At 72.7% G+C, this 20788-nt stretch carries 18 protein-coding genes and 1 riboswitch; of the genes, 2 read left to right on the top strand and 16 right to left on the bottom strand.

From position 1 onward, the window contains the following. Nucleotides 1-44: 44 nt before the first annotated feature. From carB to pyrR, 6 genes are read right to left on the bottom strand one after another with little or no spacing between them, the layout of a single operon-like run. Entirely contained in the window at nt 45-3353 is a 3309-nt protein-coding gene (carB, locus tag ACFRMQ_RS14975; RefSeq protein WP_380730872.1) for a carbamoyl-phosphate synthase large subunit, read from the bottom strand. Beyond that, nucleotides 3346-4530, bottom strand: a complete 1185-nt coding sequence (gene carA, locus ACFRMQ_RS14970; protein WP_380730870.1) for a glutamine-hydrolyzing carbamoyl-phosphate synthase small subunit — start codon at nt 4528-4530, stop codon at nt 3346-3348. Before carA ends, carB begins: the two co-directional genes overlap by 8 nt. Next, nucleotides 4527-5090: a hypothetical protein gene (locus ACFRMQ_RS14965; RefSeq protein WP_380730868.1), complete on the bottom strand. Its 564-nt coding sequence runs from the start codon at nt 5088-5090 to the stop codon at nt 4527-4529. Before ACFRMQ_RS14965 ends, carA begins: the two co-directional genes overlap by 4 nt. Next, the gene (locus ACFRMQ_RS14960; RefSeq protein WP_380730876.1) at nt 5090-6394 is read right to left on the bottom strand and encodes a dihydroorotase; all 1305 of its coding nucleotides are present in this window, start codon (nt 6392-6394) and stop codon (nt 5090-5092) included. Before ACFRMQ_RS14960 ends, ACFRMQ_RS14965 begins: the two co-directional genes overlap by 1 nt. Nucleotides 6395-6420: 26 nt before the next feature. Continuing rightward, nucleotides 6421-7398 (bottom strand): aspartate carbamoyltransferase catalytic subunit, encoded by a 978-nt coding sequence (locus ACFRMQ_RS14955; RefSeq protein WP_380697673.1) that lies wholly within the window; start codon nt 7396-7398, stop codon nt 6421-6423. 6 nt (nt 7399-7404) lie between these two features. Further along, on the bottom strand, nt 7405-8025 hold the full coding sequence (gene pyrR, locus ACFRMQ_RS14950; RefSeq protein WP_380730866.1) for a bifunctional pyr operon transcriptional regulator/uracil phosphoribosyltransferase PyrR: 621 nt from the start codon (nt 8023-8025) through the stop codon (nt 7405-7407). 329 nt (nt 8026-8354) lie between these two features. Here pyrR and ACFRMQ_RS14945 point away from each other — a divergent pair, with 329 nt between their 5' ends. Beyond that, nucleotides 8355-8858, top strand: coding sequence for a transcriptional regulator (locus ACFRMQ_RS14945; protein WP_030240641.1), 504 nt, complete (start codon nt 8355-8357; stop codon nt 8856-8858). Nucleotides 8859-9004: 146 nt separating this feature from the next. Here ACFRMQ_RS14945 and ACFRMQ_RS14940 read toward each other — a convergent pair whose 3' ends face one another. From ACFRMQ_RS14940 to ACFRMQ_RS14915, 6 genes are all read right to left on the bottom strand, one after another. After that, nucleotides 9005-9922, bottom strand: coding sequence for a hypothetical protein (locus ACFRMQ_RS14940; protein ID WP_380730864.1), 918 nt, complete (start codon nt 9920-9922; stop codon nt 9005-9007). A gap of 225 nt (nt 9923-10147) precedes the next feature. Continuing rightward, complete coding sequence (locus ACFRMQ_RS14935; protein ID WP_380730862.1) at nt 10148-10975, bottom strand: thioesterase family protein; 828 nt, start codon at nt 10973-10975, stop codon at nt 10148-10150. 140 nt (nt 10976-11115) lie between these two features. Continuing rightward, entirely contained in the window at nt 11116-11553 is a 438-nt protein-coding gene (gene nusB, locus ACFRMQ_RS14930; protein WP_380730860.1) for a transcription antitermination factor NusB, read from the bottom strand. Between the two features lie 4 nt (nt 11554-11557). Continuing rightward, entirely contained in the window at nt 11558-12121 is a 564-nt protein-coding gene (gene efp, locus ACFRMQ_RS14925) for an elongation factor P (RefSeq protein ID WP_380730858.1), read from the bottom strand. A gap of 78 nt (nt 12122-12199) precedes the next feature. Continuing rightward, nucleotides 12200-13306 (bottom strand): M24 family metallopeptidase, encoded by a 1107-nt coding sequence (locus ACFRMQ_RS14920; protein ID WP_380730856.1) that lies wholly within the window; start codon nt 13304-13306, stop codon nt 12200-12202. 119 nt (nt 13307-13425) lie between these two features. After that, entirely contained in the window at nt 13426-14544 is a 1119-nt protein-coding gene (locus tag ACFRMQ_RS14915) for a HoxN/HupN/NixA family nickel/cobalt transporter (protein ID WP_380730854.1), read from the bottom strand. 30 nt (nt 14545-14574) lie between these two features. Beyond that, nucleotides 14575-14787, bottom strand: a riboswitch (cobalamin riboswitch). 159 nt (nt 14788-14946) lie between these two features. Between ACFRMQ_RS14915 and ACFRMQ_RS14910 the strand changes: the two genes are divergently transcribed. Continuing rightward, complete coding sequence (locus tag ACFRMQ_RS14910) at nt 14947-16620, top strand: hypothetical protein (protein ID WP_380730852.1); 1674 nt, start codon at nt 14947-14949, stop codon at nt 16618-16620. A 14-nt stretch (nt 16621-16634) separates the two neighbouring features. On the opposite strand, the gene ACFRMQ_RS14905 is transcribed toward ACFRMQ_RS14910, so the two are convergent. From ACFRMQ_RS14905 to ACFRMQ_RS14890, 4 genes are all read right to left on the bottom strand, one after another. Further along, nucleotides 16635-18638, bottom strand: a complete 2004-nt coding sequence (locus tag ACFRMQ_RS14905; protein ID WP_380730850.1) for an AAA family ATPase — start codon at nt 18636-18638, stop codon at nt 16635-16637. A gap of 68 nt (nt 18639-18706) precedes the next feature. Next, nucleotides 18707-19033, bottom strand: coding sequence for a putative quinol monooxygenase (locus ACFRMQ_RS14900; RefSeq protein WP_380730848.1), 327 nt, complete (start codon nt 19031-19033; stop codon nt 18707-18709). Nucleotides 19034-19133: 100 nt separating this feature from the next. After that, entirely contained in the window at nt 19134-19943 is an 810-nt protein-coding gene (locus ACFRMQ_RS14895) for an Fpg/Nei family DNA glycosylase (protein ID WP_380730846.1), read from the bottom strand. A gap of 79 nt (nt 19944-20022) precedes the next feature. After that, on the bottom strand, nt 20023-20727 hold the full coding sequence (locus ACFRMQ_RS14890; RefSeq protein WP_380730844.1) for an AAA family ATPase: 705 nt from the start codon (nt 20725-20727) through the stop codon (nt 20023-20025). Nucleotides 20728-20788 lie beyond the last annotated feature (61 nt).

Raw genomic sequence — 20788 nt, 5'->3', positions numbered from 1 at the left:
GTGGGGGGCACCCAAAGGCTCCGGTGCCCCCCACTGCGGTGGTGCTACTGGCGGCCGGCGTTGATCAGCTCGGCGTGCTCCTGGAGCGACATCACCCCGACCTCGTCGCGCAGCAGCCGGTCGATGCCCTGCACCGCCGCGCCCATCGCCTGGACGGTGGTCAGGCACGGGACGCCGCGCGAGACGGCCGCGGTGCGGATCTCGTAGCCGTCGAGGCGGCCACCGGTGCCGTACGGCGTGTTGATGATGAGGTCGACCTCACCCTCGTGGATGAGCTGGACGATGGTCCGCTCGCCGTTCGGGCCCTCGCCCTCGCTGTGCTTGCGCACCACGGTGGCGGGGATGCCGCCGCGCTGGAGCACCTCGGCGGTGCCGGCGGTGGCGAGCAGCTCGAAGCCGAGGCCGGCCAGCGCCCGGGCCGGGAAGACCAGGTTGCGCTTGTCCCGGTTGGCCACCGAGATGAAGACCTTGCCCTTGGTCGGCAGCGCGCCGTAGGCGCCGGTCTGCGACTTGGCGTAGGCCGTGCCGAAGACCTTGTCGATGCCCATGACCTCACCGGTCGAGCGCATCTCCGGGCCGAGGACGGTGTCCACCCCGCGGCCGTGGATGTCGCGGAAGCGGCTCCACGGCATCACGGCCTCCTTGACCGCGATCGGCGCGTCGGCGGGCAGCGTGCCGCCGTCGCCCTCGGCCGGGAGCAGGCCCTCGGCGCGCAGCTCGGCGATGGTGGCGCCGAGCGAGATCCGGGCGGCGGCCTTGGCCAGCGGCACGGCGGTCGCCTTGGAGGTGAACGGGACGGTCCGGGAGGCGCGCGGGTTGGCCTCCAGGACGTACAGGATGTCCCCGGCCATGGCGAACTGGATGTTGATCAGACCGCGGACGCCGACACCGCGCGCGATGGCCTCGGTGGAGGTGCGCAGGCGCTTGATGTCGAAGCCGCCGAGGGTGATCGGGGGCAGCGCGCAGGCGGAGTCGCCGGAGTGGATGCCGGCCTCCTCGATGTGCTCCATGACGCCGCCGAGGTAGAGCTCGGTGCCGTCGTAGAGCGCGTCGACGTCGATCTCCACCGCGTCGTCCAGGAAGCGGTCGATGAGCACCGGGTGCTCGGAGATCAGACCGGCGTGGCGCTCCAGGTAGGAGGCGAGCGAGGCCTCGTCGTAGACGATCTCCATGCCGCGGCCGCCGAGCACGTAGGACGGGCGGGCGAGCACCGGGTAGCCGATCTCGTCGGCGATCGCCTTGGCCTCCTCGAAGGAGAAGGCGGTGCCGTGCTTGGGCGCGGGCAGGCCGGCCTCGCTCAGGACGCGGCCGAAGGCGCCGCGCTCCTCGGCGAGGTCGATCGCCTCGGGCTGGGTGCCGACGATCGGCACGCCGTTGTCCTTGAGCGCCTGGGCCAGGCCGAGCGGGGTCTGGCCGCCGAGCTGGACGATCACACCGGCGAGCGGGCCGGCCTGCTGCTCGGCGTGGACGATCTCCAGCACGTCCTCCAGGGTGAGCGGCTCGAAGTAGAGCCGGTCGGAGGTGTCGTAGTCGGTGGAGACGGTCTCCGGGTTGCAGTTGACCATGACGGTCTCGTACCCGGCGTCGGCGAGCGCGAAGGAGGCGTGCACGCAGGAGTAGTCGAACTCGATGCCCTGGCCGATGCGGTTCGGGCCGGAGCCCAGGATGATCACGGCGGGCTTGGTGCGCGGGGCGACCTCGTTCTCCTCGTCGTAGGACGAGTAGAAGTACGGGGTCTTGGCGGCGAACTCGGCGGCGCAGGTGTCGACGGTCTTGAACACCGGGCGGATGCCGAGGGCGTGGCGCACCTCGCGGACGACGTCCGGCTTCAGGCCGCGGATCTCGCCGATCTGCTGGTCGGAGAAGCCGTGCCGCTTGGCGTGGCGCAGCAGCTCGGGGGTGAGCTCGTCGGCCTCGGCCAGCTCGGCGGCGATCTCGTCCAGCAGGAAGAGCTGGTCGACGAACCACGGGTCGATCTTGGTGGCGTCGAACACCTCCTCCGGGGTGGCGCCGGCCCGGACGGCCTCCATCACGGTGTTGATCCGGCCGTCGGTCGGCACGACCGCCTTGGCCAGCAGCTCCGCCTTGTCGCCGACGGGGCCGTTCCAGGAGAACTGGGAGCCCTTCTTCTCCAGCGAGCGCAGCGCCTTCTGCAGGGCCTCGGGGAAGTTGCGGCCCATGGCCATCGCCTCGCCGACCGACTTCATGGTGGTGGTCAGCGTCGCGTCGGCGCTCGGGAACTTCTCGAACGCGAACCGCGGCACCTTGACCACGACGTAGTCGAGGGTCGGCTCGAAGGAGGCCGGGGTCTGCTCGGTGATGTCGTTGGGGATCTCGTCCAGGGTGTAGCCGACGGCCAGCTTGGCGGCGATCTTGGCGATCGGGAAGCCGGTGGCCTTGGAGGCGAGCGCCGAGGAGCGGGAGACGCGCGGGTTCATCTCGATGACGATGACCCGGCCGTCCTCGGGGTCGACCGCGAACTGGATGTTGCAGCCGCCGGTGTCGACGCCGACCTCGCGGATCACGGCGATGCCGATGTCGCGCAGGGTCTGGTACTCGCGGTCGGTGAGGGTCATCGCCGGGGCGACGGTGATCGAGTCACCGGTGTGCACGCCCATCGGGTCGAAGTTCTCGATGGAGCAGACGACCACGACGTTGTCGTTCTTGTCGCGCATCAGCTCCAGCTCGTACTCCTTCCAGCCGAGGATGGACTCCTCCAGGAGCACCTCGGTGGTCGGCGAGAGGGTCAGGCCCTGGCCGGCGATGCGGCGCAGGTCCTCCTCGTTGTGGGCGAAGCCCGAGCCGGCGCCGCCCATGGTGAAGGACGGGCGGACGACGACCGGGTAGCCGCCGAGCGTGTCGACGCCGGCCAGCACCTCGTCCATGGTGTGGCAGATGACCGAGCGGGCGGACTCGCCGTGGCCGATCTTGGCGTTGACGGCCTCGACGACGCCCTTGAAGAGCTCGCGGTCCTCGCCCTTGTTGATCGCCTCGACGTCGGCGCCGATCAGCTCGACGCCGTACTTCTCCAGCGTGCCCGCCGAGTGCAGCGAGATCGCGGTGTTGAGCGCGGTCTGGCCGCCCAGGGTCGGCAGCAGCGCGTCGGGGCGCTCCTTGGCGATGATCTTCTCGACGAACTCCGGGGTGATCGGCTCGACGTAGGTGGCGTCGGCGATCTCCGGGTCGGTCATGATCGTGGCCGGGTTGGAGTTCACCAGGATGACCCGCAGGCCCTCGGCCTTGAGGACCCGGCAGGCCTGCGTGCCCGAGTAGTCGAACTCGGCGGCCTGGCCGATGACGATCGGGCCGGAGCCGATCACCAGGACGGACTTGATGTCAGTGCGCTTAGGCACGCTGGGCCTCCATGAGCTTCACGAAGCGGTCGAACAGGTACGCGGCGTCGTGGGGACCGGCGGCCGCTTCGGGGTGGTACTGCACGCTGAAGGCGGGGACGTCGAGCGCCTGGAGGCCCTCGACGACGTCGTCGTTGAGGCAGACGTGGGAGACCTCGACCCGGCCGAAGGGGGTGTCGCTCACCTTGTCCAGCGGGGCGTCCACGGCGAAGCCGTGGTTGTGGGCGGTCACCTCGACCTTGCCGGTGGTGCGGTCCTGCACCGGCTGGTTGATGCCGCGGTGGCCGTACTTGAGCTTGTAGGTGCCGAAGCCCAGCGCGCGGCCGAGGATCTGGTTGCCGAAGCAGATCCCGAAGAACGGGGTCCCGCGCTCCAGCACGCCCTTCAGCACGGAGACCTGGTCGTCGGCGGTGGCCGGGTCGCCCGGGCCGTTGGAGAAGAAGACGCCGTCCGGCTGGACCGCGTAGATGTCCTCCAGGGTGGCGTCGGCCGGCAGCACGTGCACCTCGATGCCGCGCTCGGCCATCCGCTGCGGGGTCATCGCCTTGATGCCGAGGTCCAGCGCGGCGACGGTGAACTTCGCGGTGCCGATGGGCAGGGCTTCGCCGCCGGGACCGATCGCGGGCACCACGTAGGCCTCGGTGGTGGCGACCTCGGCGGCCAGGTCGGCGCCCTTCATCTCGGGCGCCTGCCGCACCCGGGCCAGCAGGGCGGCCTGGTCGGCCAGCGCCTCGCCGGAGAAGATGCCGCAGCGCATCGCGCCGCTCTCGCGCAGGTGGCGGGTCAGCGCGCGGGTGTCGATGCCGCTGATGCCGACGACGCCCTGCTTGACCAGTTCCTCGTCGAGCGAGCGGCGGGAGCGCCAGTTGGAGGCGACCCGGGCGGGGTCGCGCACCACGTAGCCGGCGACCCAGATCCGCTGGGACTCGTCGTCCTCGTCGTTCCAGCCGGTGTTGCCGATCTGCGGGGCGGTCATCGCGACCACCTGGCGGTGGTACGACGGGTCGGTGAGGGTCTCCTGGTAGCCGGACATGCCGGTGTTGAAGACCGCCTCGCCGAAGGTCTCGCCGATCGCGCCGTAGGCCTGGCCGCGGAACGTCCGGCCGTCCTCCAGGACGAGCACGGCAGGCACTCGTTCCCGCCGTTGGCGCTGCGTGGTGGGGGCAGGTGCGGTCATTGCGCGGCCTCTTCCGTCTTCGTCTTCGTACGTGTTGCGAGCCGAGTTACCGCCTCGACCCAGGCGGCGTGCTCATCGGGGTGGTCGGCCCGGAAGCCGGAGTCCAGCTCGGTTCCCTCGTGCGTCCAGGTGACGACGAGCAGCCCGGAGGGGACGACCTTGCCGGCGATCCCGGAGTCGGTGCGGGCCCCGGTCAGGTGCGCGGCCGGGATCCAGAAGTCGACGTCCCCGGGGCGCTGCACCAGCAGGCCGTCCTCGCCGAGGGTGAGGTCGGCGCGGCTGCGGGTGCCCAGGCCGTGCGCGACGACCCGGTCGAGCCAGTTCCCGGCGGTGGTCGTGCCGTGGTACCGGCCGCTGGTCTCCAGGAGGGTGCGCCCGGCGCGGGCCGGCACCGCCGGCAGCGGCGGGATGCCGGACTGGAGGGTCCGGCGCCAGTTCCAGCCCTGGCGCATCAGCCAGTAGACGAGGCCGATCACGATCAGCAGCCCGATCGACCAGCCGATGTAGGCGGGCCAGTCGGTGACCTTCGCCTGCTCCTGGGCGAGCGTGGCGTGGTCCATCACTCCGTGCCGTCCTGCTCGACCAGGTCGCCGGCCAGGACGGTGGCGCGGCCGCGCAGGAAGGTGGCGTGCACCCGTCCGGGCAGGTCCAGGCCCTTGTAGGGGGTGTTGCGGCTGCGGGTGGCGAAGCTGTCCGGGTTCACGACACCACGGTACGCGGGGTCGAAGAGCACCAGGTTGGCGGGCTCACCCACCGAGACCGGACGGCCGTGGCCGGCGAGGCGGCCGATCCGGGCCGGGCGGTGCGACATCCGGTCCGCGACGCCCTCCCAGTTCAGCAGGCCGGTGTCCACCATGGTCTGCTGCACGACCGACAGCGCGGTCTCCAGGCCGACCATGCCCATCGCGGCCACGGCCCACTCGCAGTCCTTGTCCTCGGCCGGGTGCGGCGCGTGGTCGGTGGCGACGGCGTCGATGGTGCCGTCGGCCAGCGCCTCGCGCAGCGCCTGGACGTCCGCGGCGGTGCGCAGCGGCGGGTTGACCTTGTAGACCGGGTCGTAGCTGCGGACCATCTCGTCGGTGAGCAGCAGGTGGTGCGGGGTCACCTCGGCGGTGACGTCCCAGCCCTTGGACTTGGCCCAGCGGACGATCTCGACCGAGCCGGCCGTGGAGAGGTGGCAGACGTGCAGCCGGGAGCCGACGTGCGCGGCGAGCAGCACGTCGCGGGCGATGATCGACTCCTCGGCGACGGCCGGCCAGCCGCCGAGCCCGAGCTCGCCGGAGACCTGGCCCTCGTTCATCTGGGCGCCCTCGGTCAGCCGCGGCTCCTGGGCGTGCTGGGCGACGACGCCGTCGAAGGCCTTGACGTACTCCAGGGCGCGGCGCATCAGCACCGCGTCGTCCACGCACTTGCCGTCGTCGGAGAAGACCCGGACGCCCGCGGCGGACTCGTGCATCGCGCCGAGCTCGGCGAGCTTCTTGCCCTCCAGGCCGACGGTGACGGCGCCGACTGGCTGCACGTCGCAGTAGCCGGACTCCTGGCCGAGCCGCCAGACCTGCTCGACCACGCCGGCGGTGTCGGCCACCGGGGTGGTGTTGGCCATCGCGTGCACGGCGGTGAAGCCGCCCATCGCGGCGGCCCGGGTGCCGGTGAGCACGGTCTCGGCGTCCTCGCGGCCGGGCTCGCGCAGGTGGGTGTGCAGGTCGACCAGGCCGGGCAGGGCGACCAGCCCGGTGGCGTCGATCTCGATGTCCGCCGTGGCCGTCAGGCCGGTGCCGATCTCCTTGATCACGCCGTCGGCGAGGAGGAGGTCCTGCGGGGCGCCGCCCAGGATGCCGGCGTTGCGGATGAGGTAGCTGACCATGTTGCCGGTTCGCTCGCTGCGCTCGTTCACTGGGCGGTCTCCACGGAGTCGGTACGGGGGGCGTCGGTGAGGGTGGCTCCGCCGAGGAGCAGGTAGAGCACGGCCATCCGGATCGAGACGCCGTTGGCGACCTGTTCGATCGCGGTGCAGCGCGGCGAGTCGGCGACCTCGGCGGTGATCTCCATGCCGCGGACCATCGGGCCGGGGTGCATCACGATCGCGTGCTCGGGCAGCTGGGCCATCCGCCGGCCGTTCATGCCGTACCGGCGGCTGTACTCGCGCTCGGTCGGGAAGAACGCGGCGTTCATCCGCTCGCGCTGCACCCGCAGCATCATCAGCGCGTCCGTCTTGGGGAGCACGCTGTCCAGGTCGTAGCTGATCTCGCAGGGCCAGTTCTCGACCCCGATCGGCAGCAGCGTCGGCGGGGCGACGAAGGTGACCTGCGCGCCGAGGGTGTTCAGCAGGTGGACGTTGGAACGGGCGACCCGGCTGTGCAGGACGTCGCCGACGATGGTCACCCGGCGCCCGGCCAGGTCGTTGCCGCCGCCCGGGTTGAGGTGGCGGCGCATGGTGAAGGCGTCGAGCAGCGCCTGGGTGGGGTGCTCGTGGGTGCCGTCACCGGCGTTGATCACACTGCCGTGCAGCCAGTCGGACTGGGCGAGGCGGGCCGGCGCGCCGGAGGCGTGGTGGCGGATGACCACCGCGTCGGCGCCCATCGCCTGGAGGGTCAGCGCGGTGTCCTTGAGGCTCTCGCCCTTGGAGACGGAGGAGCCCTTGGCGGAGAAGTTGATGACGTCGGCCGAGAGGCGCTTCTCGGCGACCTCGAAGGAGGTCTTGGTGCGGGTGGAGTCCTCGAAGAAGAGGTTGACGACGGTGCGGCCGCGCAGCGTGGGCAGCTTCTTGACGGCCCGGCCGGAGAGCTGGGCCAGCTCCTCGGCGGTGTCCAGGATCAGCAGCGCGTCGTCGCGGCTGAGATCGGCGGCGGAGACGAGGTGGCGCTTCACGCGGTTTTACTCCGGGAGGTGTTCGGAAGACTGGGGGGCCAGGGCCTGCGAGCTGCGGGCGGCGTAGTCGCGGTCGCCGACCAGCACGGCGTCCACGCCGTCGCTGTCGGACAGGCGCACCTGCACGGCCTCGCGCAGCGAGGTGGGGAGGTTCTTGCCCACGTAGTCGGCCCGGATCGGCAGCTCGCGGTGGCCCCGGTCGACCAGGACGGCGAGCTGGACGGCGCGCGGGCGGCCGATGTCGCTCAGCGCGTCGAGGGCGGCGCGGATGGTGCGGCCGGAGAAGAGCACGTCGTCGACCAGGATGACGAGCTTGCCGTCGATGCCGCCGGGCGGGATCTCGGTGTGCTCCAGGGCGCGGGCGGGCTTCAGCCGCAGGTCGTCCCGGTACATGGTGATGTCCAGGGTGCCCAGCGGGATCTCGCGCCCGGTGATCTGGGCCAGCCGGCCCTGCAGGCGGCGGGCGAGGTGGACGCCCCTGGTGTGGATGCCGAGCAGCACGACGTCCTCCGCGCCCTTGGCGCGCTCGACGATCTCGTGCGCTATCCGGGTGACGACCCGGGCGATGTCCGTGCCGTCCAGCACCTGGTGCGGCGGTCGCGGCGAGGTTTCATGCGATGTGGTCATGCCGAAGCGGACCTCCTTCCCCGCCTCACTGGACGGGCCTTAAAGGATGTCGGGAAAGCCCCCGCCGACCGGGCGCGGGCTTCGGTCATCCTACCAGCGCGCCGGATCGCAAACAGACGGCCATCATTCCGCTTCCCGGGGTTAACGCCCCGGACGCGCCGACGATGCGGGCCATTCGCACGACTGCCCCATTCGGCTTGACGCATCTACCTTACTCTACGTAACCTCACAGTGAGTTACGAGGCGGACGTCGAACCCACCGGTAACGGCGTCGGCCAATCGCCCGTGACCCACCACTGAACGCGAAGCAATCTCGTCCGGGGAGATCAATGTCCAGCGACTACGCGAAGCAACTCGGAGGCAAGCTCCGAGCGATCCGCACTCAGCAGGGTCTCTCCCTGCACGGTGTCGAGGAGAAGTCCCAGGGGCGCTGGAAGGCAGTCGTCGTCGGCTCGTACGAGCGCGGCGACCGTGCGGTCACCGTGCAGCGGCTGGCCGAGCTGGCGGAGTTCTACGGCGTCCCGGTGCAGGAGCTGCTGCCCGGCGGAACTCCCGGCGGCGCGGCCGAGCCGCCGCCGCGCCTGGTGCTCGACCTGGAGAGACTGACCCAGGTCCCTTCCGAGAAGGCCGGCCCGCTCCAGCGCTACGCCGCGACCATCCAGAGCCAGCGCGGCGACTACAACGGCAAGGTGCTGTCGATCCGCCAGGACGACCTGCGCACCCTGGCCGTCATCTACGACCAGTCGCCGTCGATCCTCACCGAGCAGCTGATCTCCTGGGGCGTGCTCAACCCCGACGCGCGCCGCGCGGTGCGCGAGGAGGACGCGGGCTGAGGCTCGCCACCCGGGTCCGGTCAACGGATCCAGGCATGACCCAGCAGGCGTTTTCCGCGTGCTGGCAAGCAGAAACGTCACGGCGCGGCTCCCCGGTTCGGGGGCCGCGCCGCGGCGTTCGCGCACCGCCCGGCGTGGCGGCGGCCTCAGCAGACCGTTCCCAGGCCGTAGCCGGGCTGCGCCGCCACGCCGTCCAGCCGCACCGGCCCGTCGGCCGGCGCCCACTCCTGCCCGCCGCTCGACCAGGCCCAGGAGGCCGGCAGGTACTCCCCGCAGGTGGCGGCCGAGCCCTGCGAGCCGTGCAGCACCGCGACGCCCGGCAGCTCCAGGGCCAGCCCGGTGCAGAGCACCGCGCAGACCAGCTCCAGGTCCTCGTCGTTGATCCGGACCACGCCGTCCTCCCACTGGAGCACCCGCGCCGCGGCGCTCAGCGGCCCGCCGGGCGCGTCCACCCGCACCCGCAGCTCGTAGACGCCGGCACCCGCGCCCAGCAGCATCCGCCGGAACACCTCGCCGCCGCGCTGGTAGGCGGCGCGCACCCAGGCGGTGTGCTCCCCGTCCGGCGCGCCGGCGCCCCCGTACAGGCCCCCGTCGAGCAGCAGGTCGGCGTGGCAGAGCGTCAGGCCGTTCTCCCGGGCGCGCACCAGGCGCGGCGCGAAGTCCCCGGCCAGTTCCTCGCCCTGATAGGCGAGCAGCTGGGTCTGGAGGGCCGGGTTGACCAGGTAGCGGTCGCGGGCGGCGGGCTCGGCCGGGTCCAGGCCGTGCAGCACGCAGAACTCCTCGAAGTCCTGCGGGTGGAACATCCGGGCCCGGACGGTGTCGAACCGCTCCAGCGCCTCGGCCAGCAGGTCCGCGGTGTCGGCCAGGTAGCGCTCGTGGTCGGGTGCGTCGGAGATCCCCCAGGCGCGGGCCCGGGCGAAGTCCGCCGCGTTGGTCAGCACCCCGATGACGAAGGCCTGTTCGGCGCCCGCGGCCCGCTGCGGACCGTGCGGCGCCCGTACCGCGGGTCGTGAGCCGCCGGCGGTGCAGTCGGAGTTACGGCGGGCGCGACCCTTTTGACTCATCGGTGGCTCCTGGCTTCAGGGGGACGGTCGGCGGCTGGCGTGCCGCTGACCGTCTTCCTCCCCATCCGCGGGCGCCGCACACGTACGGCGTGTCACAGGAATGTAACCACAGGTAATGCGGGGCCCTTTTCCGGCCATCTCCCGGCCATTCCCCGGCCACCGGCCCGTCGGCCCGGCTCGGGCCCGCCGGGTCCGCCGGGTCCGGCTCGGGCCCGCCGGTCCGGTTCAGGCCGGCCGGGGTGCCCGGGCCAGCTGGCGGGACTGGGCGACCAGGCGGCCGGACTCGTCCCAGATCTCGGCGTCCTCCTCGAAGTAGCCGCCGGCCAGGTTGCGGGTCGCGTGGGTGACCCGCAGCCAGCCCGGAACCGGCTTGGCCCGCAGGTGGACGGTCAGCTCGATCGTCGGGGCCCAGCCCGGCATGCCGAGGTCGAAGGTGACCGGCGGCAGCGCGTCGGCGACCAGCAGGAGCAGCAGCGGGTCGGGCTCGCGGCCGTCGGCGAGCCGGAACCAGCCCTGGATCCGCCCGTTGCCGGAAGGCTGTCCGAGCGCCCAGCCGACGGTGGCCGGGTCCAGCCGCAGGTCGAACCGCTCCAGCAGGGCGGCCTGGGCGATCAGCTCCCTGGGCGCCAGTTCCATGCCGATGCACTCGTTCGGCGGCGGCAGCTGCGGCGGCAGCGCGGTGGTGCGCACCTCGCCGTCGGCGCTCGCGAGGTCGCCGTGGCTGGCCACCACCCGCAGCCGCTCGACGCCGCCCTGGCTGAGCGAGGCGGTTCCGGTGGACAGGCCGCGGCCGGTGCGCAGCACCTCGGTGCGGACGGTGGCCGGGCCGGGCCGGGAGGCGGACAGGTAGTAACCGCTGATCGACACCGGGTCCGGGTGGGTGTCGTGCTCCAGCGACAGCGCGTGTCCGGCGACGGCGAGCAGCAGGCCGCCGTTCACCCCGCCGCCGATCTGCCAGCCGGCGCCGAGTTCGGCCTCGTAGCGGCCCGCCTCCTCGGGGTGCCGGGTCAGGGCGATGCCCTGGTCGAACTCGCTGCGGGTCGCCGTGGTCATGTGGGGGGACCTGCCCTTCACGCGTGGTTCCGGACGTCAAGTTACTTACAAGTAGGCCCCAACCCTACGCCGCCGGGGTGAAACGCGAAACGGCCGCCGGGACCCTGTTCGGGGTCCGGCGGCCGTCCACGAGGTGCCCCTTACCGGCGGATGCCGGGCTTCAGCTCCAGGAAGCGGGCGAGCATGCCGTTGACGAAGGCCGGAGAGTCGTCCGTGGAGAACTCCTTGGCGATCTCGACGGCCTCGTCCAGGACGACGGCGTCCGGGACGCCGTCCTCCCAGATCAGCTCGTAGGCACCGAGCCGCAGGACGTTGCGGTCCACGATCGGCATCCGGTCGAGGGTCCAGCCCACGGCGTACTGCTCGATCAGGTCGTCGATGCGACGGGCGTACTGGACGTACCCCTCGATCAGCTCCATGGTGTACTCGCCGACCTGCGGGGTGCCCTCGTCGGGCTTGGGCTCACGGGCGCGAGCCACCCAGTCGGCGAGGACCTGCTGCGGGTCGACCCCGCGGTGGTCGGCCTCGAAGAGGATCTGGAAGGCCCGGGTACGGGCCTTGCTGCGTGCGGCCGACACGGACTTACTTCACCCGGCCGAGGTAGCTGCCGTCGCGGGTGTCGACCTTGACCTTCTCGCCGGTGACGACGAAGAGCGGGACCTGGATCTCGGCACCGGTCTCCAGCGTGGCCGGCTTGGTGCCACCGGTGGAGCGGTCGCCCTGGACACCCGGCTCGGTGTTGGCGATCTCCAGCTCGACGGAGGTCGGGAGCTCGATGTAGAGGACGGCGCCCTCGTTGGTGGCGACCAGGGCCTCGAAGCCCTCCAGCAGGTACTTGGCCGCGTCGCCGACGACGGCCGGCTCGATGGTCAGCTGGTCGTAGGTGTCCATGTCCATGAACACGTAGTTCTCGCCGTCCTTGTACGAGAACTGCATGCCGCGCTTGTCGACGTTGGCGGTCTCGACCTTGGTGCCGGCGTTGAAGGTCTTGTCGACGACCTTGCCCGTCAGGACCTCCTTGAGCTTGGTACGCACGAAGGCCGGGCCCTTGCCGGGCTTGACGTGCTGGAACTCGACGACGGACCAGAGCTTGCCGCCCTCGAGCTTGAGGACCATGCCGTTCTTGAGATCGTTCGTGGAAGCCACGGGCGCACTTACTCCTGTATAGCTGTCAAGGAACCAAGGGTTTGCGTCCTGTCGCCGACGGCCGTCGGGAGGCCGTGGTCACAGGGCGAGGAGCTCCTTGGTGGTGATGGTGAGCAGCTCGGGCCCGCCCTCTTCGAAGGGGCGCACGACGAGCGTGTCCTCGATCCGGACACCGCCCTTGCCCGGGAGGTGGACCCCTGGGCCGACGGTGACCGGCACGCGGCTGTCCAGTTTACCCATGTCCGCCGGGCCGAGGCGCGGCGCCTCCCGGATCTCCAGCCCGATGCCGTGGCCCACCGGGTGCGGAGAGGCCTCGGTGTGGCCGGCCGCCTCCAGGACCTGCCGGGCGGCCCGGTCGGGTACGCACTGCTCCACCCCTGGTCCGAGCGCCTCCCGCCCGGCCCGCTGGGCCCGGAAGACCAGCCGGTGCAGTTCCACCTGCCAGGGCGCCGGAGCGGCCCCGATCACGAAGGTGCGGGCGGTGGAGACGCCGTAGCCGCGGTACTGGGCGCCCATCACCACGGTCAGGAAGTCGCCCTCCTCCACCCGGCGGTCGGTCGGCTGGTGGGCGGCCTGGCCGGAGTGGCTGCCGGTGCCGACCGAGACCGGGAAGGCGGCCCGGTCGGCGCCGTGGTCGATCATCCGGCGCTCCAGCTCCATCGCCAGGTGCCGCTCGGTGCGGCCGACCAGGATCGACTCCAGCAGCTCGCCGAGCGCCTGGTCGGCGATCTCGGCGGCGATCCGCAGGTCGGCGATCTCGTGCTCGTCCTTGACCACCCGCAGCCGCTCGACCGTCCGGCCGAGGTCCACCAGCCGGGCCCCCTCGGCCCGCTCCGTCACCGCCCGGTGCCGCGTGACGGTCAGGTCGTGCTCCTCCACCGCCAGGCCCGACACCCCGGACCGGACGGCGGCGGTCGCGGCGGCCAGCGCGGTGTCCGACCCGGCCGCCACCGGCAGCCGGGTGACGTCCTGCGCGATCAGGTGTTCCCCGGTGTCGTCCGGCGGCAGGTCGTCCGGCAGCGCGAGCAGGGCCCGCTCCCTGGTCAGCAGCAGGGTCGCCCCGCAGGGCGCGCAGCCGGTGAGGTACCGCACGTTCGCCGCGCGGGTGATCAGCGCCGCGTCGGCCCCGGCCGCACCGCAGTGCTCCCTCACCCGCTCCCGCCGCCCCGCGTACGCATCCGCCATGCGTCGAGCCTACGAACCCCCGGCCCGAACCGCCCGCCGAGCACCCCCGCCAGAACCCCCGGTGCTCCTTGCGCGCCCCCGCGCGACCACTCGATCCGGCCAAAAACGGCCGGGTCGGCTCAGGACTCCCCGGTGGGCGTCCAGCGCTTCTCCACCCGGGCGAGCTTCCAGTACCCGATCGCGATCGCCCAGACCACCACGAACAGCCCGGCGATCGCGTAGCCGACGTTGTCCAGCGAGATGTCCGCGACGAACCCGGTGACCGGGTCGGTGAGGTCGAGCTTCTCGTGCAGCACCCCGACCAGCTCGATGGTGCCGATGATGAAGGCCACCGCGATCGACAGCCCTGTGATGGTCAGGTTGTAGTACACCTTCCGCACCGGGTTGGCGAAGGCCCACTGGTACGCGAAGTTCATGAACGTCCCGTCCAGGGTGTCGAACAGGCTCATCCCCGCCGCGAACAGCAGCGGCAGGCAGACGATCGCGTACCAGGGCAGCCCCGAGGCCGCCCCCGAACCGGCCATCACCATCAGGGTGACCTCCGTCGCGGTGTCGAAGCCCAGGCCCAGCACCATCCCCACCGGGAACATCTGCCCCGGCCGGGTGATCGAGCGGGTCGCCCGGTTCAGCACCCGGGCCATGAGGCCGCGCGAGTCGAGGTGCGCCTCCAGTTCCTTCTCGTCGAACTGCCCGGCCCGCATCGCCCGGAACACCTTGACGATGCCGAGCAGCGCCGCCAGGTTGAGCGCGCCGATCAGGTAGAGGAAGACACCGGAGGTGGTCGTCCCGACCACGCCGAGCCACTTGTGGGTGGTCGACTCGTCGTCCATCAGGGTGTTCGCCAGCTGCGCCCCGCCCGCCACCAGGGCGGCCATCAGCACCACCATCGAGGAATGCCCCAGGGCGAACCAGAAGCCCACCGAGACCGGCCGCTTCCCGTCCGCCATCAGCTTGCGGGTGGTGTTGTCGATCACCGCGATGTGGTCGGCGTCGAAGGCGTGCCGCATGCCGAGGGTGTACGCGGTGATGCCCAGGCCCACCCCGAAGACCTGGGTGCCGACCGCGTACCGCTCGGGCGCGACCAGGAAGATCAGGGTGCCGAAGGCCACCACGTGCAGGGCCAGGATCACCCCCATCAGCCCGGCCGTACGGACGGTGTCCTCCCGCCGCCACGCGAACGCGGGCAGCACGGAGGGGGCCGGCTTCGCCCCGGCGGAAGAGAATTCGGGCAGGGTCATCTGCGGATCACGCTCCAGCACCTCGTGGAATACCTCGTGAGATGCCGTGGCCGGTCTCCTGGCTTACGGGAAGCCCACACCCGCCTTCCCAGGCGCGCGAGGCGCCCAGTGGCTCATGGGTACGGACGGCGTTCCTCCGCGGACGGAGGGACGACCCGATCACAGTGGCGAGGGCCGCTCCGGGCTGGGACCCCTGAAGGTCCGTCACCGGAATTCCCGAGCACCACGGCGGGCTACACGGTAGGGGCCGGGCCCGACCCGTGCAAGGCCGGGCAGCCGCGGGGGTGGCCAGGATCACAGGGCCCGCGCGCCCGCACCCCGGCGCCCGGCCGTCCGCCACCCGGACCGGCCGGATCCCGCCGAGGGCGCGCCGCCACCGGACCGGATGAGTACGATCATGGCGTGCCGTCCCACCCCCACGTCTGGCCCGCCGACCGCTGGAACACCCGGCCGGTCAGGGCCCGCGTGCTGGCGGTCGCCCGCACCCTCACCTCGGCCACCCGGGTCCTGGACGTCCTCGCCCTGCTGAGCCCGGACGGCGTCGAGCGCTACTTCACCGTCAACCCCGGCTCCGCCTTCGCCGACCGCGCCCTGGACGAGTACCTGCACGGCCTGCCCGGTTTCACCGTGCTGGACTGGGAGGACGCCGTCCGCCGCCGCTTCGACCTGGCCGTCGCCTGCGCCGTCCACTCCTCCATGCACCGCCTGGACGCCCGCCTCGTCGTCCTCCCTCACGGCGCCGGCTACAACCGCCTGGTCACCGAGTCCACCGGCGACACGGTCAGCGCCGCCGGCCTGTCCCGGAACGAACTCACCCACCGCGGACGGGTGTTCGTGGACGTCCTCGGCCTCTCCCACCCCGAGCAGCTGGACCGGCTGCGGGTCTCCTGCCCCGAGGCCCTGGAGGTCGCCCACGTCGTCGGCGACCCGTGCTTCGACCGGATGCTCGCCAGCCGGCGCTCCCGGGACGGCTACCGCGCCGCGCTCGGCGCCGTCGACGGACGGCGGCTCGTCGTCGTCAACTCCACCTGGAGCGAGCACTCGTTATTCGGCCGCCGCCCCGACCTCCCCCAGCGGCTGGTCCGCCGGCTGCCCGCCGACGAGTACACCGTCGCCGTCGTGCTGCACCCGAACATCTGGAGCCGGCACGACCCGGAGGCCCTGCTCGACGGCGCCCGCCGGATGGGCCTGCGCCTGATCCCGCCCCAGCAGGGCTGGCAGACCGCCCTCGTCGCCGCCGACCTGCTGATCGGCGACCACGGCTCGGTCTCCTTCTACGGCGCCGCCCTGGAACGCCCCACCGTGCTCGTCGCCACCGGTTCCGGCGAACTCGACCCGCGCTCCCCCAGCTACGCCTTCGGCCAGGCCGCCCCCGCCCTCGACCCCGACGGCGACCTCGCCGCCCAGGTCGAACGGGCCCTCGCCCAGGACCCGGCCTCCCTGCGCGGGATCACCGACGGCTCGCTCGCCCACCGCGGCGAGTCCGCCCGGCTGCTGCGCCCGCTGCTCTACTCCTTCCTGGACCGGCTGGACGAACCCGCCGACGAACCGGCCCTGCCGCCCTACCCCAAGCCCGCGCCGCGTCCCGGAACCACCGAACGGCCCACCGCGTACGACGTCGAGGGCAAGAGCGAGGGGACGGAGGTGAGCCTGCGGCGCTACCCCTTCGACCCCGGCGACCACACCCCGCGCGGCTTCCACGCCCTGACCGACGACCACCCCGGCGACGCCCTGCGCTACACCGCCGAGGTCCTCGCCCGGACCGAGGTGCGCGCCGAACTCCCCGCCACCCGCTGGCTCACCCGCGCCGCCACCGAACTCCCCGGCCTCGCCGTCGCGGTGGCCGCCCTCGGCCCGGCCCGCCACCTGCTGCGGCTGCGCGGCGGCCTGCTCCTGGAGGCCCGCGCCGAACCGGACTGGGAACGCCCCGACCCCGGCGTCGACCCGCTGCTCCTCGGCTCCGCCGTGTCCTGCTGGCTCACCGACGGCGGCGACCCGGCCGGCCTCCCCGAGCACGGGCTCACCATCCGCACCGGCGAGCACCGCACCCGGGTGTCGTTCCGCACCGGGCCGTGAGCGCCGCCGGTGGACTACCCCGCCAGCTCCCGCAGCCGGGCGCGGCTGCGCTCCGCCGACGCCTCGTCGCCCCGCTCCTCGGCGAGGGCGACGAGCAGGGTGTGGGCCTGCGCCTCCTTCGCCGGGTAGCCGCGCTCTCCGGCCCGCCGGGCGCAGTCCTCGGCCTGGGCGACGGCCAGATCGATCCGGCCGAGCGCCTGCTGGGCCCGGGCGTGGACCAGCGGCAGCTTCATGGACATGTCGTCGTCCCGGGTCCGCTCCGCCTGGGCGGTGGCCTCCGCCAGCAGGACCAGGGCTTCCTCCGGGCGCCCGTCGGCGATCAGCGCCTGTGCCACGTTGTAGCTCTGGACGATCTCGCCGTGCTCGTCGCCCCGGTTCGCCTCCAGGGCCAGGGTGAACCGCTCCACCGCGTCGGCCGGGCGCCCGTCGGCCAGGCAGAGCAGACCGTCCGTCTCGTAGAGCACCCCGATGACCTGACGGTCGGTCACCAGCGGCACCTGTTCGGTGGCCAGCGCCAACTGCTCGGCGGCGAGCCGGTACTCCTCGCGCTCGTGATGGGCGCGGGCCAGCTGGTTGCGCATCCGGACCACGGCGTCCGGCCGGTTGTCCCACTGGGCCGACTCGACGCCCAGCCGGTGGGTCGCGATCCAGTCCTGGTAGAGCTTGCGGCCCTGGTAGAGCAGCCAGAGCGACTCGCAGAGCCGCCACACCTCGCCGTGCCACCCCTGCGCGGCCGCTTCCTCCACCACCGCGCGGAAGTCGGCCCGCTCGGCGTACAGCCATTCCAGGGCCGCGCTCCCGGAGGCGAAGCCGGGCAGGTCCCCACCGCTCGGGTCCTGCACCCGGAGCCTGCGCTCGGACATCACCCGGTCGGCGAGCGAGGCCCGGCCCCGGTAGTACGCCACGACACCGGCGAGGAGCTCCGTGCGGCCGGGCAGTTCCCGTGCCCGGCCGAAGGCGTGCAGCCGCACCACGTCGTGCGCCCGGAAGCGGTCCTCGGCGTCGTCGTCCCGCACCTCGTCCAGCAGGTGGACGCCCCGCAGTTCCTTGATCGCCCGCTCGGGCCGCTCCACGCCGACCGCACGCGCCAGTTCGGCGGACACGAAGGGGCCGGGGTGCACGCCGATCAGGTGGTAGAGCGCCCGCCCCTCCTCGGTCAGCCGCTCGTAGACGAGGTCGTACGTCGCGCCGAGGTCGCCCTCCTCCTCCAGCATCGCCAACCTGCCCTCCCGGTCGTGCAGTTCGGCCACCACCCGGTCGACCGGCAGGCCGTCGCGGTCCAGCAGCTGGCTGCCGACCGCGTTCAGCGCGAGCGGCAACCCGCCGCACAGCTCGACCAGTTCCGCCAGTTCCCCGTCGGTGCCCCGCCCGGAGCCCACCCAGCCGCGCACCAGCTCGGCACCCGCCGTGACGCTCAGCGGCCCGAGCCGCCGGACCTCCGCGCCGTCCGTCCGCAGCGCGGGCAACCGCCGACGACTCGCGACCACCACCAGGCCGCTGGACGGCAGCAGCGCGCGGACCTCGGCGGCGTGCTCGACGTTGTCGAGGAAGAACAGGCACCGGCGCTCGGCGGTGGCGGTGCGGAACGCCGTGAAACGCTCGGCCTCGACGGCCGGGGGCTCGGTGCCGAGGGCGCGCAGGAAGCCGGCCAGCAGCTCGGGGAGGTCCACCCCGCCCTGGTGCCGGTAGGCCCTCAGATCGGCGTAGAGGTCCCCGCCGGGAAAGTGCTCCCGGTACTCCTCGGCGAACCTGACGATCAGCTCGGTCTTCCCGACCCCGCCCAGACCGGTGAACACCACCAGCCCGAGCCCGCCCGCCCGGACCCGGTCCAAGGCCGCGGTCAGCGCGGCGAGTTCGGGCTCGCGGTTGACGAAGAGTCCGCGCGTCGGGCGGATCTGACGCGGCCTCGGCGGCCGCGTCCGCTCGTGGATGTGCAGCGAGCCGATGTTCCCCGCCTGCACCACGTGGCCGCTCACCGTGACGTCCGACATGGTGTTGACGACCTCGTGCCGCTCCATCCGCTGCTCCCTCCGGCCGGTCGGCCCCAGCCTACGGGCTGGGCGACCGGCCCGAGGGGCACTCGGCGTCACCGGGGGGTGATCTCACCCATCTCCGCCCAGCCGTCCATGCCGGGGATCTCGGTCGAGACGATCCGCGGCTTGGCGGACACGGCGTACGACAGGTCCTCCATGGCCTTGACGAAGTGCGCGGACTCCACGTGCGCCTTGCCCGCGTCGCCGTCGCGGAACGCCTCGACCAGGACGAACTCGTGCGGGTCCTCGACGCTGCGGGACCACTCGAAGAAGAGGTTGCCCGGCTCGTTGCGGGTGGCCCGGGTGAACTCGTCGACCAGGTCGAGCCAGCCGTCGACCAGGTCGGGGCGGACCGGGAACTTGACGGTGATGAAGATCATGGGGGTTCCTTCCGTTCCACGTGGGCACCGGCCGGCCGGTCGGCACCGAACCTATCGTCGCAGGTCAGAACGGACACTCCGGACACGGGGCACGGCGCGGTCAGACCGCCTGGCAGCCCGGGCACCAGAACAGGTTGCGGGCGGCGTGCGCCTCCGTCCGCACGTCGGTGCCGCAGACCAGGCAGGGCATGGCGGCCCGCCGGTAGACGTACACCTCGCCACCGTGGTCGTCCACGCGGGGCGGGCGGCCCATCGCCTCGGGGGTGTGCTCGGGGCGGACGGTGTCGATCCGGCCCGCGGTGACGCCCTCGCGCATCAGGGCGACCAGGTCGGCCCAGATCGCGTCCCACTCGGGGCGGGTGAGGTCACGCCCGGCCCGGTGCGGGTCGATGCCGTGGCGGAACAGCACCTCGGCGCGGTAGACGTTGCCCACCCCGGCCAGCACCTTCTGGTCCATCAGCAGCGCCGCGACCGTCGTCCGGCTGCCCGATATCCGCCGCCAGGCGGCCTCCGGGTCGGCGTCGGCGCGCAGCGGATCGGGGCCCAGGCGGGCGGCGACGGCCGCCTTCTGCTCCTCGGTGACGAGCGCGCAGGTGTTGGGGCCGCGCAGGTCGGCGTAGCCGTCCTCGTTCTCCAGCCGCAGCCGCACCAGCCCGACCGGCTCGGGCGCCGGGCCGGTGGCGAACGTGAAGCCGCCGTACAGGCCGAGGTGGACGTGCACCCAGGCCCCCTCCTCGAAGCCGAGGAAGAGGTGCTTGCCGGTGGCCTCCGCGCCGGTGAGCAGCTGCCCGTCGATCACCTTGGCCTCGTCGGCGAACCGGCCCTGCGGGCTGGAGACCCGGACGGGGCGGCCGCCGAAGGCGTTCCGGTTCTCGATGGCGAGGCGGTGGATGATGTGGCCTTCCGGCACGGGCGTCGACTCCTCCGGGCGCTGCGACAGGACCCGTCCATCATCGCAGTCGGCACCGACAGCCCCGGGGCGGTGCCGGTCAGCGGACCGGGACGCCCATCAGCCGGGCCAGGATGACCCGGTCCAGCTCGGCGGCCGTCCCGGCGACGTCCAGGTTGGAGTTGTCGATGATCGGCAGCCCGGAGTTGTACCAGCCGGCCATCCGCCCGTGGATGCGGGCCACCTCCTCGTCACCGAGGCGGCGGGTCCCGCCGCGCCGGGCGTTGCGGCGCAGCACCGAGTCCAGGCTGGGCAGCAGCACGACCGGGATCATGCCGGGGCCGATGTGCCGCTTCCAGCCGCCGAGGCCGATCGCCGGGCGGTCCGGGAAGACGGCGTCGTCGATGATGCAGGAGATGCCGTTGGCCAGGTAGTTGCGGCAGGCGAAGCCGCAGGTGCGGCGGGCCAGCCGGTACTGCGCCTCGGAGGCGTTGTTCCAGCCGGACTGCGGGTTGGCGAAGCCGGCCTGCACCCACTCGCGGACGTCGTCCAGGCTGATGTGCGCGGTCGGGGTGGGCCGCCGCTCGGCCCAGTGGCGGGCGACGGTGGTCTTGCCGGCCCCGGCCGGTCCGATCAGCAGGACGGCGATCGGCCCGGCGGGCGCGTGCGGCCGCGGCGGGTGGGCGGGCAGCTGGACGGGCGTGCCGGAGGGCAGCACGAAGTGCCCGGTGCCCCCGGCGGGCAGCGGGGCGACGGGACGCGGCGGGACCTGCCCGCCTCCCGCGTACTGCGCCACGGCACCCACCTCCCGACACCTCTCAGCGGGGACACTACACGCAGGCCCGGCGGCGGGCACAGTCCGCCGC

Source organism: Kitasatospora sp. NPDC056783 (genome assembly GCF_042789895.1).
GTDB lineage: Bacteria > Actinomycetota > Actinomycetes > Streptomycetales > Streptomycetaceae > Kitasatospora.
Note: the sequence above shows the minus strand (reverse complement) of the source record. Positions and strands in the feature narration are given on the sequence as shown.

Excerpts from the sequence above, each read along its gene's own strand:
- carA (WP_380730870.1), bottom strand. The coding sequence starts at position 4,530 with ATGACCGCACCTGCCCCCACCACGCAGCGCCAACGGCGGGAACGAGTG.
- ACFRMQ_RS14965 (WP_380730868.1), bottom strand. The coding sequence starts at position 5,090 with ATGGACCACGCCACGCTCGCCCAGGAGCAGGCGAAGGTCACCGACTGG.
- ACFRMQ_RS14960 (WP_380730876.1), bottom strand. The coding sequence starts at position 6,394 with ATGGTCAGCTACCTCATCCGCAACGCCGGCATCCTGGGCGGCGCCCCG.
- pyrR (WP_380730866.1), bottom strand. The coding sequence starts at position 8,025 with ATGACCACATCGCATGAAACCTCGCCGCGACCGCCGCACCAGGTGCTG.
- ACFRMQ_RS14945 (WP_030240641.1), top strand. The coding sequence starts at position 8,355 with ATGTCCAGCGACTACGCGAAGCAACTCGGAGGCAAGCTCCGAGCGATC.
- ACFRMQ_RS14940 (WP_380730864.1), bottom strand. The coding sequence starts at position 9,922 with ATGAGTCAAAAGGGTCGCGCCCGCCGTAACTCCGACTGCACCGCCGGC.
- ACFRMQ_RS14935 (WP_380730862.1), bottom strand. The coding sequence starts at position 10,975 with ATGACCACGGCGACCCGCAGCGAGTTCGACCAGGGCATCGCCCTGACC.
- ACFRMQ_RS14920 (WP_380730856.1), bottom strand. The coding sequence starts at position 13,306 with ATGGCGGATGCGTACGCGGGGCGGCGGGAGCGGGTGAGGGAGCACTGC.
- ACFRMQ_RS14915 (WP_380730854.1), bottom strand. The coding sequence starts at position 14,544 with ATGACCCTGCCCGAATTCTCTTCCGCCGGGGCGAAGCCGGCCCCCTCC.
- ACFRMQ_RS14905 (WP_380730850.1), bottom strand. The coding sequence starts at position 18,638 with ATGGAGCGGCACGAGGTCGTCAACACCATGTCGGACGTCACGGTGAGC.
- ACFRMQ_RS14900 (WP_380730848.1), bottom strand. The coding sequence starts at position 19,033 with ATGATCTTCATCACCGTCAAGTTCCCGGTCCGCCCCGACCTGGTCGAC.